Source organism: Mesorhizobium sp. B2-2-4, assembly GCF_006442375.1.
Lineage (GTDB): Bacteria > Pseudomonadota > Alphaproteobacteria > Rhizobiales > Rhizobiaceae > Mesorhizobium.
The window spans coordinates 63,153-78,565 of sequence record NZ_VFWB01000012.1 but is presented as its reverse complement, the minus strand read 5'-3'; the positions used below and the strand labels follow the sequence as shown (position 1 = coordinate 78,565).

At 63.8% G+C, this 15,413-nt stretch carries 14 protein-coding genes; 3 read left to right on the top strand and 11 right to left on the bottom strand.

Features of this window, described 5'->3' with window-relative positions; genetic code table 11:
* Positions 1-7 precede the first annotated feature (7 nt).
* From FJ959_RS26260 to FJ959_RS26240, 5 genes are all read right to left on the bottom strand, one after another.
* Positions 8-754, bottom strand: a complete 747-nt coding sequence (locus tag FJ959_RS26260) for a sugar phosphate isomerase/epimerase (protein ID WP_140632904.1) — start codon at positions 752-754, stop codon at positions 8-10.
* A 38-nt stretch (positions 755-792) separates the two neighbouring features.
* Positions 793-1,893 carry a sn-glycerol-3-phosphate ABC transporter ATP-binding protein UgpC gene (gene ugpC, locus FJ959_RS26255; RefSeq protein WP_181171978.1) on the bottom strand — a complete coding sequence of 367 codons (1,101 nt, stop codon included), beginning with the start codon at positions 1,891-1,893 and terminating at the stop codon, positions 793-795.
* Positions 1,893-2,828 (bottom strand): carbohydrate ABC transporter permease, encoded by a 936-nt coding sequence (locus FJ959_RS26250; protein WP_140632901.1) that lies wholly within the window; start codon positions 2,826-2,828, stop codon positions 1,893-1,895. The genes ugpC and FJ959_RS26250 overlap by 1 nt, the downstream gene beginning before the upstream one ends.
* Positions 2,821-3,714 carry a sugar ABC transporter permease gene (locus tag FJ959_RS26245; RefSeq protein ID WP_140500283.1) on the bottom strand — a complete coding sequence of 298 codons (894 nt, stop codon included), beginning with the start codon at positions 3,712-3,714 and terminating at the stop codon, positions 2,821-2,823. Before FJ959_RS26245 ends, FJ959_RS26250 begins: the two co-directional genes overlap by 8 nt.
* 99 nt (positions 3,715-3,813) lie before the next feature.
* Positions 3,814-5,052 (bottom strand): ABC transporter substrate-binding protein, encoded by a 1,239-nt coding sequence (locus FJ959_RS26240; protein WP_140513777.1) that lies wholly within the window; start codon positions 5,050-5,052, stop codon positions 3,814-3,816.
* A 403-nt stretch (positions 5,053-5,455) separates the two neighbouring features.
* Here FJ959_RS26240 and FJ959_RS26235 point away from each other — a divergent pair, with 403 nt between their 5' ends.
* Positions 5,456-6,499, top strand: coding sequence for a LacI family transcriptional regulator (locus FJ959_RS26235; RefSeq protein WP_140632898.1), 1,044 nt, complete (start codon positions 5,456-5,458; stop codon positions 6,497-6,499).
* A gap of 104 nt (positions 6,500-6,603) precedes the next feature.
* On the opposite strand, the gene gndA is transcribed toward FJ959_RS26235, so the two are convergent.
* From gndA to FJ959_RS26205, 6 genes are all read right to left on the bottom strand, one after another.
* Complete coding sequence (gene gndA / locus FJ959_RS26230) at positions 6,604-8,052, bottom strand: NADP-dependent phosphogluconate dehydrogenase (RefSeq protein WP_281405975.1); 1,449 nt, start codon at positions 8,050-8,052, stop codon at positions 6,604-6,606.
* Between the two features lie 115 nt (positions 8,053-8,167).
* The gene (locus FJ959_RS26225; RefSeq protein ID WP_246679011.1) at positions 8,168-9,772 is read right to left on the bottom strand and encodes a copper resistance CopC/CopD family protein; all 1,605 of its coding nucleotides are present in this window, start codon (positions 9,770-9,772) and stop codon (positions 8,168-8,170) included.
* A gap of 85 nt (positions 9,773-9,857) precedes the next feature.
* Positions 9,858-10,376 carry a YcnI family protein gene (locus tag FJ959_RS26220; protein ID WP_140500293.1) on the bottom strand — a complete coding sequence of 173 codons (519 nt, stop codon included), beginning with the start codon at positions 10,374-10,376 and terminating at the stop codon, positions 9,858-9,860.
* A gap of 38 nt (positions 10,377-10,414) precedes the next feature.
* The gene (locus FJ959_RS26215; protein ID WP_140500295.1) at positions 10,415-10,957 is read right to left on the bottom strand and encodes a copper chaperone PCu(A)C; all 543 of its coding nucleotides are present in this window, start codon (positions 10,955-10,957) and stop codon (positions 10,415-10,417) included.
* 102 nt (positions 10,958-11,059) lie between these two features.
* Positions 11,060-11,416 carry a DUF2946 family protein gene (locus FJ959_RS26210; protein WP_140500463.1) on the bottom strand — a complete coding sequence of 119 codons (357 nt, stop codon included), beginning with the start codon at positions 11,414-11,416 and terminating at the stop codon, positions 11,060-11,062.
* Positions 11,417-11,554: 138 nt separating this feature from the next.
* Positions 11,555-12,457 carry a GntR family transcriptional regulator gene (locus FJ959_RS26205; RefSeq protein ID WP_140513783.1) on the bottom strand — a complete coding sequence of 301 codons (903 nt, stop codon included), beginning with the start codon at positions 12,455-12,457 and terminating at the stop codon, positions 11,555-11,557.
* Between the two features lie 253 nt (positions 12,458-12,710).
* Here FJ959_RS26205 and FJ959_RS26200 point away from each other — a divergent pair, with 253 nt between their 5' ends.
* Positions 12,711-14,216 (top strand): altronate dehydratase family protein, encoded by a 1,506-nt coding sequence (locus FJ959_RS26200; protein WP_140632890.1) that lies wholly within the window; start codon positions 12,711-12,713, stop codon positions 14,214-14,216.
* A gap of 112 nt (positions 14,217-14,328) precedes the next feature.
* Positions 14,329-15,327, top strand: a complete 999-nt coding sequence (locus tag FJ959_RS26195; protein ID WP_140632887.1) for an aldo/keto reductase — start codon at positions 14,329-14,331, stop codon at positions 15,325-15,327.
* Positions 15,328-15,413 lie beyond the last annotated feature (86 nt).

The window sequence follows — 15,413 nt, the reverse complement described above, 5'->3', positions numbered from 1 at the left end:
ATTGTTCCTAGTAGGCCTTTACGGTTGCAATCGAACGGCGGGCGAAGCGCTCGATGTCGTTGGGATTGTCCTGCTCCATGACGAAATATTTGGCCGCGCTCTTGGCCCGCAGCGCCTCGATCAGGCCGGCCCAGTCGATCGTGCCGTGGCCGACATCCGACCAGCCGTCCTCGTCCAGCCCCTCGCCCGGCCTTGCCATGTCCTTGACGTGGACGGCAACGATGCGCTTGCCGTGCTTCTCGATCCAGGGCAGCGGATCGGCGCCGCCGCGCACCACCCAGGCGACATCCATCTCCCAGCCGATGTCGGGCGCTGAAGCCAGGATGTGATCCTGCGGCAGCGAGCCGTCGGCGAGTTTCTTGAACTCGAAATCATGATTGTGCCAGGCAAAGCCGTAGCCGGCCTTCTTCGCCGTCTCGCCGACCTTGGCTAGGCGCTCGCCGAAGCCACGCCAGCCGGCAGCGTCCGACGGCCTGGACTCAGGCATGAGGTAGGGGCAGATCAAAAGCTTGATGCCGAGCGCTTCGGCTATCCTGCGCACGCCGTCGAAATCCTTCTCCAGTGCGTCGATCGAAAAATGCCCGGTCGGCATGGCAAGGCCGTTTTTGTCGAGTTCGGCCCGGAAGGCCTTGGGATCGTCATAGACGCCCCCGAAGCCTTCGACCTCTGTATAGCCGAGCTTGCCGAGCATCTCGAGCACGCCTTCCCAGGGCTGGAAATTGCGCGCACTGTAAAGTTGGAATGACCAGTTCATCGTCTTTGTCCGTTCTGCTTGGGGATGGTTATCGGGCGTTAGATGCGGCTGCCGGTTTGGGCGTCGAAAAGCGAGGCGCGCATCGGGTCGAAGCCCACCGTCACCGCCTCATCGTTCTTGGGCGTGCGTTCCGAGGTGACCCGGACGCTGAAATTCTGCTTTGCAAGTTTCAGCCACACCAGCGTGTCGGACCCCATCGGTTCGACCACCTCGACATTGGCCGCCGTCGAGAACGGCCAGCCCGTGCCGCTGTTCAGGCTGACATGCTCGGGCCTGATGCCGAACACGGCAGGGCCGGCGTCCGGTTGCTTGTCGAATTGATAGGTGCCGAGTGGAACCTTGAGATTGTCGGCCACGAAAAACCAGTCGCCAGCGTCTTTCTCGAGCCTGCCGTCGATGAAGTTCATCGCCGGCGAACCGAGGAAGCCCGCGACGAAGCGGTTGACCGGTTTGTTATAGATGGTCTGCGGCGCGTCGAGTTGTTGGATGACGCCGCCGCGCATGACCGCGATACGGTCGGCCAGCGTCATCGCCTCGATCTGGTCATGGGTGACGTAGATCATGGTGTTCTGCAATTTTCGGTGCAAAAGCTTGATCTCGACGCGCAGTTCGGAGCGCAGCTTGGCGTCCAGGTTCGACAGTGGCTCATCGAAAAGGAATACGTCGACGTCGCGCACCAGCGCGCGCCCGATCGCCACGCGTTGGCGCTGGCCGCCGGAGAGCGCCGCGGGCTTGCGCTGCAACAGCGGCTCGATCTGCAGGATCTCGGCCGCCCGCGCGATGCGCTTCGCGATCTCGTCCTTGGGCACGCCGGCGACGCGCAGCCCGAAGGACAAGTTCTTTTCCACCGTCATCTGCGGATAGAGTGCGTAGGACTGGAACACCATGCCGATGCCGCGGTCCTTGGGCTCTTCCCAGGTGACGTTCTTGCCCTTGATGAAGATGCGGCCGTCCGAAATGTCGAGCAGTCCGGCGATGCAGTTGAGCAAGGTCGACTTGCCGCAGCCCGAGGGTCCGAGCAGCACTATGAACTCGCCCTCGGCGACGTCGAGGTTGAGCGTCTGCAGCACCGAGACCAAGCCGAAGTTCAGCGACAGGTCCTGGATCGAAACGCTGGTGCCGTTTGCCGCCATCGACATCACCCTTTCACCGCGCCGGCGGCAATGCCGCGCACGAACAATTTGCCGGAAATGAAGTAGACGACCAGCGGCACCAGCCCGGTCAGGATGGTGGCGGCCATGTTGACATTGTATTCCTTCACCCCCTGCACCGAGTTGACGATGTTGTTGAGCTGCACCGTCATCGGATAGGTGTCGGGGCGCGTATAGACGACGCCGAACAGGAAGTCGTTCCAGATGCCGGTCACCTGCAGGATGACGGCGACGACGAAGATCGGCAGCGACATCGGCAACATGATGCGCAGATAAATGCCCCAGAAACCGGCGCCGTCGACGCGCGCCGCCCGGAACAGCTCCTCCGGCATGGAGGTGAAATAGTTGCGGAACAAGAGCGTCAGGATCGGCATGCCGAAAATGGAATGCACGATCACCAGGCCGCTCAGGCTGCCATAGAGGCCGATCTCGCGCAGGATGATGACGATCGGATAGATCATTACCTGATAGGGGATGAAGGCGCCGACAATCAGGATCACGAAGAACGTGTCGGCGCCCTTGAAGCGCCAGTTGGCGAGCGCATAGCCGTTCACCGAGGCGATTGCGATCGACAGGATCACCGAGGGGACGGTGATGCGCACCGAGTTCCAGAAGCCGCGAGAGAGACCGTCGCAGTTGAGACCGGTGCAGGCCTGCGACCATGCCTTGACCCACGGCTCGAACGTGATCTCGACCGGCGGCGAGAAGATGTTGCCGAGACGAATTTCCGGCATGCCCTTGAGCGAGGTGACAACCATCACGTAGAGCGGCAGCAGGTAATAGAGCATCACCACGATGAGCGTGCCGTACAGGAAGATGTTGCGGCGCGACAACATGTGCCGGGGCTTCGGTCCGCTCGGCCCCGAGGCATCGGCGCGGATGGCGGCGGGGGACGCGGCCAGGGAGACGGCATGATCAGACACGCTTGCGGCCCCCGAATTCGAGATAGGCCCACGGCACGATGACGATCATCACCGACAAGAGCATCATGGTCGAGGCGGCAAAACCCTGGCCGAGGTTCTGGGCGAAGAACATGTAGTCGTAGACATATTTGGCTGGCACTTCAGAGGAAATGCCGGGACCGCCGCTGGTCTGCGCGACGACGAGGTCGTAGACCTTGACGATGCCCGACGCGATGATCACCAGCGTGGTTATGAAGACCGGCCGCATCATCGGGATGATGATGAAGAGATAGGTCTTCCAGGTGGGGATGCCGTCCACCCGCGCGGCCTTCCAGATGTCCTCGTCGATGCCGCGCAGGCCGGCCAGCATCAGGCACATGATCAGCCCGGTGCCTTGCCACAGCGCGGCGATCAATATGCCGTAGATGACGATGCTCGAATTGTAGAGCGGATCGAAATTGAAGCTTGTCCAGCCGAGGTCGCGAACCACTCCCTGAATGCCGAAATCGGGATTGAGCAGCCATTGCCAGACGAGGCCGGTGACGATGAAGGAGAGCGCGAAGGGATAGAGAAAGATGGTGCGGAACGTGTCCTCGAAACGGATCTTCTGGTCGAGCAGGGCGGCGAGCAGGAAGCCGATTACCAGCGAGAAGACGAGCGACAGCACGCCGTAGATCAAGAGATTCTCGATCGAGACGAGCCAGCGCGGCGTCGCCCACAGCCGGTAGTACTGGTCGAGCCCGACGAAATGCAGCCGCGGCAGAAGCTTCGAATTGGTGAAGGAATAAAGCACCGTCCAGGCCGTGCCGCCGACAAACACCACCAGCGCGGTGAGGATCATCGGGATCGAGGCGACCTTCGCGTTGAGATTGCGGAAGAGTTGGCTCGGGCGTTCGCTCTTGCTCATCGGTGCAGCCATGCTGGATCGGGTAAGGGCGGCAAGGTCGGCACGCCTCGCTCCCGGCCCTGCGGTGGCCGGGTCGGGAGCGAGGCGGCTCGTCGGCGGTCAATCGGCCGAGGCGATGATGTCGGCGAAGCGCTTCTGCGCCTCTTCAAGCGTCATGTCGGGCTTGGCGAAGAACTCCGAGAACAGGTCCTCCTTCTGCTTCTGGCTGTCCTGCGAGAGCAGTTGGTCCGTCCAGGGCATGACAGCGCCCTTGGCCAGGATGTCGAGCCCCTTCTTCATGCAATCATTGGCAGCGTTGAGGTCGACGTCGCCGCGCACCGGCAGCGAGCCTTTCTTGAGATTGAAGGCGACCTGGGTCTTGGGATCGAGCAAGGTCTCGGCCAGCACTTCCTGCGCCTTGGACTTGTCGGCGTCCTTGAGCAGCGGGAAGTAGAAGGCGTCGCCGCCGGTGGCGATGACCTCGTTCAGGCCAAGCCCGGGAAGGCAGGTATAGTCCTTGCCGGCGGTCTTGCCGGCGACCTGGAATTCGCCCTGCGCCCAGTCGCCCATGATCTGGCCGCCGGCCTTGCCGGTGATGACCATGTTGGTCGCCTGGTTCCAGTCCTGCACATTGGTGTTCTTGGCCATCTTGCGCGCATCGTCGGCCGCCTTGAAGACCTTGGCGACTTCGGGACCGGCGGCGAACGTCGCATCCTTGTCCTTGTAGACCTTGAGGAAGGTGTCCGTGCCGCCCACTGCGGCGAGCAGCACGTCGAATGCGCCCGATGCCTGCCAGGCCTGCCCGCCGACCGCGAGCGGGACGATTCCGGCCTTTTCCAGCGCCGGGGCGGCGGCGACATATTCGTTCCAGTTCTTCGGCACCGGCACGCCCGCCTTCTCGAAGGCCGCGTTCGACAGCCACAGCCACTGCCAGGAGTGAATGTTGACCGGCACGCAATAGATCTTGCCGTCGATGGTGCAACCGTCGAGCAGGCTCTTCGGCCGCACGACCTCGGTCCACTTGCCCTTGGTGGCGACATCGGTGAGATCGCGCATCAGGCCTGCCTGCACCAGCTCTTCCGCTTGCCGGCCGTGGTTGAACTGGGTGGCGCCCATCGGGTCGCCGCCGGTGATGCGGCTGATCATGATCGGCCGCGCCGTGCCGCCGGACCCGGCGATGGCGCCGTCGACCCAGTGGTTGCCGGTTGCGTCGAAGGCTTTGGCGAGTTCGGCGACCGCCGCCGCCTCGCCGCCGGATGTCCACCAATGGGTGACTTCCAGATCGGTTGCGGCCGCCGGCCCGGCAAAATTCAACGCCACCGTCGCCGCAAGCGCGGCGGTCAGGAATTTGTATCGCATTTCGGTTTCCTCCCAGAATCTGAAACGTTACAGATTTTCGATACGGCAATTGCAAGATATGCGCAACCCTTCCCTTGAAAGTCAGTTCGATATTTTTCGAGGCGCGAACAAAATCCTTTCGGGATGGAACCCGTTGTGCAGCGCAATACGCAAAATCCCACATGGCAAGACAGAAAGCTCGCAAGAAGCTTGCTCCCAATGCCTTTCCTGCTGATTCCCAACGCTTTTCGGCGGCGAGCCCATGCGGACTTTCGACCTCGGCCACAGCCTGGTCGAACACCGGTCGTGACAATCTGTAACGTTTCAGTATAGGCTTGTTCAGCTAAGGAGACGCGCCATGGGAGCGACGGCGGCGATTGCCGGCCTGGCCGGCGGCTGCTAAGCGCCTGACGGGGCGGGACGAATGGACAGACGGCGCACGGACAGCGATGACGAGACGTCGGCCAGGGAGCGGCCGACGCTGAAGACGCTTGCCTTCATGACCGGGCTCGGCGTCACCACCGTGTCGCGGGCGCTGAAGGACGCGCCGGAGATCGGCGCCGAGACCAGGCGCCGCGTCCAGCTCGTGGCCAAGCAGATCGGTTACCGGCCGAACCGCGCCGGCGTGCGCCTGCGAACCGGCAAGACCAACGTCATCAGCCTCGTGCTCAACACCGAGCACGAGATCATGAGCTTTGTCTCGGACATCATCTACGGCGTCACCGAAGTCATCGCCGATACGCCCTACCATCTGATCGTCACGCCCTACTCGCGCTCGCAGGATCCGCTGGATCCGGTGCGTTATCTGGTGGAGACTGGCTCCGCCGATGGCGTCATCATTTCGCGCACGCAGCCCAACGATCCAAGGGCCCGCTACATGCTGGAGCGCGGCATACCTTTTGCAACGCACGGCCGCACCGATATGGGGCTCGTGCACCCCTATCATGATTTCGACAATTACGCCTTCGCGGCCGAGGCGGTGCGCCATCTGGCCGGCTTAGGCCGGCGTCGGCTGGCTCTGGTGACGCCGCCGGTCGGCCTGACCTATCACGGCCACACCGTGAACGGCTTTGCCGACGCGCTGAGCGAAGTCGGCGCCTCGGAGGTGCCGTTCAACACCGTTTCGATCGACCACTCGATCGAGCAGATCAGGATGAGGACCGCGCAGCTGATGCGGCGCGACATCAGGCCGGACGGCATCGTCAGCAGCGCCGCCGCCGCCACGCTCGCCATTGTTGCCGGCGTCGAGGACGCCGGGTTGAAACTCGGCCGCGACATCGACGTGGTGTCGAAGCAGTCGTCGGAATTGCTGCATCTGTTCCGCCGGGAACTGCTGATCGTCAACGAGAACTTCCGGCTGGCCGGTTCCGAGCTCGCCCGCGCCGTGCTCGGCTGGATCGGCGGCGCGGCCCCCGGCTCGCTGCAGTCGCTCAGCGCGCCGGGCGAGGTTGTGGCTTATCGCGGCTGATTGAAGCCGCGCCGCCAGAGCAATTCCCGCGTAGCTTTCTCAAGGAAATTGCGCAAAAACAGAGAGATAGAGCGGTTCGCCGTTCCGCGAAATGCTGAACCGTTCTAGCCAGCCGCGCCGCTCCCCCAGGGTCCATGGAAGGCGCCCTTGTCATCGATACGCTCGAAGCCATGCGCACCGAAGAAATCACGCTGTGCCTGGATCAGGTTCGAGGTCCCGCGGCCCTGGCGATAGCTGTCGAAATAGGCAAGGGCCGAAGACAGCGCCGGCACCGGCGATCCGGCTTCGGAAGCCCTGGCCACGACGCGCCGCAGTGACGGATGCGCCTCCTGCATCATGGTGATGAAGGCCGGCGCCATCAGGAGATTGGTCGAAGCGCCGCCGCGGCCGAAGGCTTCGGCCATGGTGTCGAGCAACTGCGATCGGATGATGCAGCCGGCACGCCAGATCTTGGCGATGGTCGGCATCGGCAGGTTCCAGTTGAACGCCTTCGAAGCGCCGCTCATCACGGCGAAGCCTTGCGCGTAGGCTGATATCTTGCCGGCGAACAGCGCCAGTTCCATATCCTTGAGCAGGTCTGCCTTGTCGCCCGAAATCCTGGTGACGCCGATGTTGCCATAGGCTTTTTCCGCCGCAAGCCGCTCGTCCTTGATCGATGACAGGACGCGTGCCGCCACCGCCGCCTCGATGGCGGTCGCCGGAATGCCGAGTTGCTGTGCCTCGATAACCGACCATTTGCCGGTGCCCTTCTGGCCGGCGCGGTCGAGGATGATGTCGACCACCGGCTTGCCGGTCTTGGGATCATCTGACGCCAGCACCTTGGCGGTGATCTCGATCAGGTAGGAGTTGAGCCGGCCCTTGTTCCAGCCGGCGAATACGGCGCCGATCTCCTTCGGCGCCATGCCCAGGCCATCGCGCAGGATGCCGTAGATCTCGCCGATCATCTGCATGTCGGCATATTCGATGCCGTTGTGGATGGTCTTGACGAAATGGCCGGCGCCGTCGGTGCCGAGCCAGGCCGCGCATGGCTCGTCCTTGAACTTGGCGGAGATTGCCGTCAGCACCTTCTCGACGCGCTTCCAGGACTCCTCGGTGCCGCCGACCATGATCGACGGCCCGTGGCGCGCACCCTCCTCGCCGCCGGACACGCCCATGCCGATGAAGGTGAGGCCGGAGCCCGCCAGCTCGGAAAAGCGCCGCATCGTGTCGCGGAAATTGGCGTTGCCGGCATCGATGACGATGTCGTCATGGGACAGCACGCCGCGCAATGCGGCGATCTGTTCATCGACCGGCTTGCCGGCCAGCACCATGATGATGATCGGACGCGGCGGCCGGATCGCGGCGGCAAGTTCTTCCAGGCTGTAGCAGGGGACAACCATATCCCTGAGCGCGCCGGCATTCTCGACAAAGGCATCCGTACGCGCCTTGGTGCGATTGAACACAGCGATGCGGTGCCCGTGCTCGGCGATGTTGAGCGCCAGGTTGGAGCCCATCGTGCCAAGGCCGATCAGGCCAATTTCGGCTTTTTCCATGTTTCTTCCCTGCTTTCGGATCTTGTTTGTTCGAGCCCGCGATTGCCCGGGTTTTTGCCAAGATGCATCCTGCCAGGATGATTGACGGGCCTTCAGGCTCGCGTCAACCGCCTCGCCGAATTGTGTTGGAGAGCCATCACGGCCTGATGTCTACCGGCGCCTCGATCTTCACCATCTCGAAATCGGAGACCAGTATGTCGATGCGCGCCGTCCACCGGCCAGGGACCGGGATGACGAGATCGTCGACACGCCAGCTGCCGTCGCCGGGCTTTGTCGCGGCCCGCTTCAGCGGCTCGATGCCGGAGTCCGGCTTCGACAGCACCAGCGTCACCTCCTTGGCGTCGAGCGGCCCGAAATCGCCGGTCATGATGATCATCGAGGCGGCGACCGGCCCGGCATGGCCGGGCGTGATGCTGAGGTCGGCCATCGCCTTCAGCGCGTGGATATGAACCGACACCGGCTGCGCCGCGGCAATCGCCAGCGCCCGTGGCGGCGGCGTGAAGCGCCAGCCGGCGGCAACACCGAAGATGGCGAGTACGATCAGTATTTCGACGCCGATCGAACGGGTGAGCCTGCGCCGCACTTCCGTCGCCCCCGCCTCGGCCATTGCCGTCAACCTCCAGCGGTTGACGGCGGCGAGCGTGAACAGGAAGACCAGCAGCGCGAGCTTGACCAGCAGCAGCCGGCCATAGGCGGTGTTGACCAGCGCTGCGGGTGTTTGCACCTGGATGACGGCCAGCACCACGCCGGCGGCGGCAAGCAAGGCCACCACCGGCATGATAGCGGCGGAGAACCGGCGAAGGAACGTGACGGCTTCGGCATCCTGCCGTTTCAGCGCGAGTCCGAGCGGCGCCAGCGCGCCGGCCCAGAAGGCAATGCCCGCGCCATGCAGGAACACCATCGGCCGCGTCAGCCATTGCGGCTCGGCGGCACTTGCGTGGCCGCTGGCGGCGAGCGCGAGACCCGTTCCGGCCAGGCCGGCGAGCGCGAGGGGCCTGGCGGCCGCGCGCGGCCCGGCCAGCGACAAAAGACCGAGCCCCAGCGCGATCAACGCGATCAACGCCGTCCAGCCGAAGCTGGTGCCGAGACCGGCGGTCCAGATGGCCGGCTGCGCCATATGCGAGAGCGGCGCGCCGAGCGCATCCAGCCTTTGGAAGCCAAGCGACAGGGTTGCCGCGACCAGCCCGCACAGGATTGCGGCGGCGACGAAGCGCTGTCCGGCGCGGCCACCCCGCGCCAGCCAGGCGAGAGCGAAGGCGCCGCCGACCCCGAGGAATAGGCCGATATAGAGGCAGACCTTGCCGATCCAGATCGCCGAGCGCAATTGCCAGTCGACGGCTTCGGAAACAGCCGGCGGCTGGCTCGCCGCGCCGATGGAAAACAGCAGAGAGCCGCCGACCGGATGACCATCGGCGGAAATCACTCGCCAGCTCAGCACATGCGTGCCCGATCCAAGTGCCTGCGGATCGTCGATCACGACGGTCTGGTCGCTGAGGCGGAAGGACGTCAGCGGAACGGGCGTGCCGTCGGGCTTCACCAGCGTCAGCACCAGTGGCGAGACCGGTTCGCTGAAAGTCAGCGCGAATTGCGCCGGGGCCTGCGACAGCACGGCGCCATCGGCCGGATCGGTCTTGATCAGCGCGGCGTGGGCGAAAGCCTGATTTGTCGCCGCCATGGCAATCAGCAGCACGGCCACGACCAGCAGCCCAGCAGAAACCCGGCCGATGAGCTTGCCGGCCATGCGAACCATCCTGGAAGGGAATATCACCGTCATGTCATTGCCATGAAATGCAGCGCGCTCCCGACATGGAGCGCACCGCGAGAGCTTACTTTTTCGGCGTGAGCTCGATGCCGGGCGCGGGGTTCTCCAGGGCGTCTTCGTCCTGCCCGGCCGCCGGGATTTCGATCCAGCGGTCGGCGGCGCCATCGCACTCCTGCACCACCGGGAAATAGAGTTTCTGACCCGCCGGGAGGTCTGCCGTCAGCATCGCACGGAAGACGAACTCGTCGTAGAATTCGTCCGGCAGATTGCCGCCGCTCCAATCGACCTCCTTGACGCCGTCGGCCACCGCCTGGCCGTAGAGCTGGTAGGATTTCTCGTACTTGCCCTTCTTGGTCTGCAGCGTCCAGCCGGGCTTCGGCATCGGCTTCACCGCGATCACCCCTTCCGGGATCTGCACGCGCACGGCGGTCGTCGCCTTGCCGTCACAGCCATGCGGCACCCGCAGGATGGCCTTGTAGGTCGAACCGACCGCCGCTTCCTGTGTTTCGAGCGTGACATGCGCAAAGGCGGCACTGGTCCCCAGCGCCAGAAGCGCGCCGGCCGACAAAAGATACTTGTTCATGATGGTCCCTCTGAATTCAATAGTTGTGGATGGCGCGGTCAATTGGCGTGGTCGTCCATGCCGCCGCCCATGCCTTCGACAGCGAACTCGACGTTGACGGCGCCAGCCTTTTCGAAAGTCAGCGTGGCGGCGAATTCTTCGCCCTGCTTGGGTTGCCGCTTCAGGCCGATGAACATCAGGTGATAGCCGCCGGGCGCCAGCGCCACCTTGCCGCCGGCCGGGATCTCCAGGCCGCCCACCACCGGCCGCATGGTCATGACGCCGTCCTTGACGCCCATTTCATGCAGCTCTGCCTTGTCGGAGACATCGGAGGAAATCGACAGCAGCCGGTCGGCCGCATTGCCCTTGTTGGTGATGGTGAAATAGCCGCCGGCCACCTTGGCGCCTGTGGGTGTCGCGCGCGACCAGGGATGCTCGATCTCGAGATCGCCGGCCTTGAATTCATGCGCGCAGACGGCCTGGGCACCGAAGAACAAGAGCACAAACGCCAGCACGGCAAGGCCGACACGTTCATTGAAACGGCGCGGGAATTTGGTGCGGCCGCCCGAAGGAGGCGCCGCGATATGAAAAGCTTGGGACATGGTTTGCTCCATGAATAGGGGATCGCGCCGTTGGCCGGTCGCGAACGATTCGTTCTTTGGATGAAAGCACCGGCGGAAGGTTCCGCCGAGCGTACAGCAGGCTCAGGCCGAAAGCGGCGGCGCGCGCGGGTTCGACGGCGACCGCTGGCGCGCGAAATTGAGATGCGTGGCCGCCGGAAAGATGAAAACGACGGCTTCGAACGAAAGCGAGGCCAGCGCAAGCCCGGCATCGGGTGGCGGCGCAAAGGCCGCTGAAACCATGCTGCAGCCCAGCATGCAGCATGCCGGCAGATGCGACGGATGCGGGCCGCCATCGGGAAGCTGGGCAGTGCCCTCGTGGGTGCAGATGACGTTGCCGAAGGCGTCGATTTGCGAGGCGGCCGGTCCGGTGGCGAAGGCGAATGCGCTCAGCGTCGACTGAAGCAGCAGCAGGTAGGCCGCGACAAGCGCGACCGGAATGCTCCACCGTCTCCCCTTTTTGGTCAAATGACTTGCCTGTTCAAACCATCTGCATCTTCAAGCGATCACCGGAAGATGTCTACCACGGCAGCAAGAGACGGAAAATCGGCAAATCGGTGCTGCGGCAACGCGGCGCGATCAGGGCCTCTGTGGGTGCCGGCTCTCGGGAATCGAGGTCAGCAGCGTCTGGCGCGCCGACTTCAAATGTTTGCGGCAGGCGGCATCGACCTTGCCCAGGTCGCGTGATTTGAGCGCCGCGATATAGGCCAGATGCTCGCCGATCGCGATTTCGTTGCGCTCGCGCTCCTGCGCCTTGTTCCACTGGTAGTGGTAGTGGAAGATCATGGCGATGACATCATAGAAATCGACGATGAAGCGGTTGTGCGAGGCGCGGTGGATCAGCCGATGGAAGCGCTCGTCGAGCTCCGAGAACTCGTTGAAACGCGTGGCGATGTCACGGGCCAGGCCGCGGTGTTCCTCTTCGAGATTGTCGAGATCGACCCACACCGCGCTGTCCTGCGGCAGTGCGGTGAACGCCGATGCCGAGCGCAGCTCGAACATCTCGCGGATTTCCGTCAACTCCAGCGCGAAGGCGCGGGTGAAACCCTTCAGCACCCAATGGCTGTTACGGCGCTTCTCGATCAGGCCGAAGCGGGAGAAGCGGATCAGGAACTCGCGCACGCTGGTGGTGCCGACGCCGATCTCGCGCGCCAGTTCGAGCTCGTTGATCTGCATGCCGGCCTCGGCGCCGCCGGCGAGCAGCCTGCGCATGAACGACCGCTCGATGATCTCGGCCAGCGTGTCGGTCTCTTCCTCGGGAAAGAAATCATCGGGGCGCGTTTCACGCAGCACCGTCTTGGCGCGCTTGTTCCAGGCGATCAGTCCGGTTTCTTCCATGCGCCCAAGGATGCTGCGCACCGTGGTGCGGCTGACGCCGAGCAGCGTACCCAGTTCCGGTTCCGAAGGCAGGCTGCGCGTCTCGTCGAGCAGCCTGAGGCACCTGTTATAGGCATCCTTGTAAACGTTGTTGCTCTTCGACATGCCCTGACCCATCGCTGGCCGGCGCTTGCGGCGGCCGGCTTGAAGCGCAAATATGACGTTCCTATCGCCCTCGAAAGCGGAATCGCTTTGCCGAGGGGCTCGCTTACCGGTTGCAGCGCCGCTACTCATCCAGGCGCACAGGAACTGCCGGAAAAAACAATTGACGTAAAACTGTTTTTTCACGATAAAAGACATTAACTCTTAACAAGCGCGTGTCAATCCGCGCCTCCCAGGATCACCCCAGGAAACGCCCGTGAACGCCTCCAACTCAATTCTTCTGTCCCCAGCCGACAATGTCGCGGTCGCCAATGGCCGCATCGAGACCGGCACCGCGCTGCCCGGCGGAGCGCTTGCCGCCGCTATCATCGAGCCCGGCCACAAGGTGGCGATCAAGCCGATTCCCGCCGGGTCCGCCGTGGTCAAATATGCCCAGGCAATCGGCCGCGCCACGCAGGACATCGCGCCCGGCGAACATGTCCATTCGCACAATCTGGTGTTTGAGGCCGGCCGCCTGCCGGTGGTGCCGCCAAGCGAGGCCGAACATGCGACCGAGGCTGACCGCGCCCGCACCTTCATGGGTTATCGCCGCGCCGACGGCCGCGCCGGCACGCGCAACTTCATCGGCATCATCGCCAGCGTCAACTGTTCGGCGACCGTCTGCCACGCCATCGCCGACGCGGCCAACCGCACGCTGCTGCCAAAATATCCCGGCATCGACGGCTTCGTCCCGATCGTCCACGGCCAGGGCTGCGGCATGAGCGCCACCGGCGACGGGATGATGGTGCTGCACCGCACATTGGCCGGCTATGCCCGCCACCCCAATTTCGGCGGCGTGCTGATGGTCGGGCTCGGCTGCGAGGTCAACCAGCTCACGCTGTACGGCCAGAAGGGTGCGGCCGCCGGTAAACGCCATTTCAACATCCAGGACGCCGGCGGGTCGCGCAAATCGGTCGAAAAGGCCATGGGCGTACTGGCCGAGATCGCCGAGGAAGTCGGCGAGCTCAAGCGCGAACCCATCCCGGTAAGCGAAATCGTCGTCGGCCTGCAATGCGGCGGCTCCGACGGCATGTCGGGCATCACGGCCAATCCTGCTCTAGGTGCCGCGGTCGATATCCTCGCCGGCGTCGGCGGCATCGGTATTCTCTCCGAGACGACGGAAATCTACGGCGCCGAACATCTGCTCGCCTATCGCGCCGCGACGCCCGAGATCGCCAAGAAGCTCGATGGCTACGTCAAGTGGTGGGAAGACCACGTCGCCAAGCACGGCGCCTCGATCGACAACAACCCCTCGCCCGGCAACAAGCGCGGCGGCCTCACCACCATCCTGGAGAAGTCGTTGGGCGCGGTCGCCAAGGGCGGCCAGACGCCGCTCAACGGCGTCTTCGGCTATGCCGAAAAGGTCACCGGCAGCGGGCTGGTGTTCATGAACACGCCCGGCTACGACCCGGTGTCCGCCACCGGCCAGGTGGCGGGCGGCGCCAACATCATCGTCTTCACCACCGGCCGCGGCTCCTGCTTTGGCTGCCGGCCGACGCCGTCGATCAAGGTCGCCACCAACTCGACCATGTATCATCAGATGGAAGAGGACATGGACGTCAATTGCGGCGTCATCGCCTCCGGCGAGAAGACCATCGCCGGCATGGGCCGCGAGATCTTCGAACTGATCGTCGAGACGGCCTCCGGCCGCAAGACCAAGAGCGAGGATTTCGGCTACGGCGACAACGAGTTCGTGCCCTGGCATCTCGGCGCGACGCTCTAACTCTTTGAAGTCGCGCAGTCCGGAAAGTGGCCGCGAACTTTCCTGGAATGCTGCGGCTTGAGGTCTTGGAATCTGCCGCGCCGGATAATGGCGGGCAACGGGGAGGTTGTGCATGGAAAAACGCCGCATCGGCCAGACGGCGCTCGAGGTCACCGAAGTAAGCTTCGGCGGTGCCGCGATCGGCGGGCTCTACCGCGCCTGTTCGCGCGAGGCGGCGATGGAAACGTTGCAAGGCGCGTGGGAGGCGGGCCTGCGCTATTTCGACACCGCGCCCTTCTATGGTTTCGGCCTGTCGGAGCGGCGTTTCGGCGACTTCCTGCGCTATAAGCCGCGCGATTCCTATGTGCTGTCGACCAAGGTCGGGCGCCTGTTCCGGCCCGTTCCGGAGGATCAGGTTCCCGATCACTCCTATGTCGATCCGCTGCCCTTCGCGCTCGACTACGACTATTCCTATGACGGCATCATGCGCTCGGTCGACTTCAGCTATGCGCGGCTTGGTCTAAACAGGATAGACATCCTGTTTGTGCACGACATCGGCGTGTACACGCATGGCGTCGAGAAGACCAAAATGCACTTTCGCCAGTTGATGGACGGTGGGCTCAAGGCGCTCGAAGAACTGAAAAACTCCGGCGTCATTTCCGCCTACGGGCTCGGCGTCAACGAAGTCCGGGTATGTCTCGACGTGATGCGTCGCGCGCCGCTCGATTGTATCCTGCTCGCCAGCCGCTATTCCTTGCTCGATCGCAGCGCCGAAGCCGAACTTTTGCCGCTCTGCCGTGCCCGACAGACTTCGCTGGTCATCGGCGGTGTGTTCAACTCAGGCATATTGGCGACCGGACCGGTGCAGGGCGCCCATTTCGACTACAAGCCCGCCAGCGGTGACGTGCTCGACCGCGTCGGCGCGATGGAGCGGATCGCCGCCGAAGGTGGTTACCCGCTCGCCGCCGCCGCGTTCCAGTTCCCCCTCCAGGAATCCTCGGTCGCCACCGTGCTGACCGGCACCGCCAAGCTGGCGAACCTGACCCGAAATCTCGAACTGCTCGATGTCGACGTGCCTCAGGCGGACTACGCCAGATACCGCCCCTACACCGTAGTGCAGGAATTGGCATGAAGTGTCCGATCCGCCCGGGCGAAGGCGTGCGATCGCGGGGCTTCACGATCCCGCGAACCGAAGAAGGAACGGGCATTCTATATTTA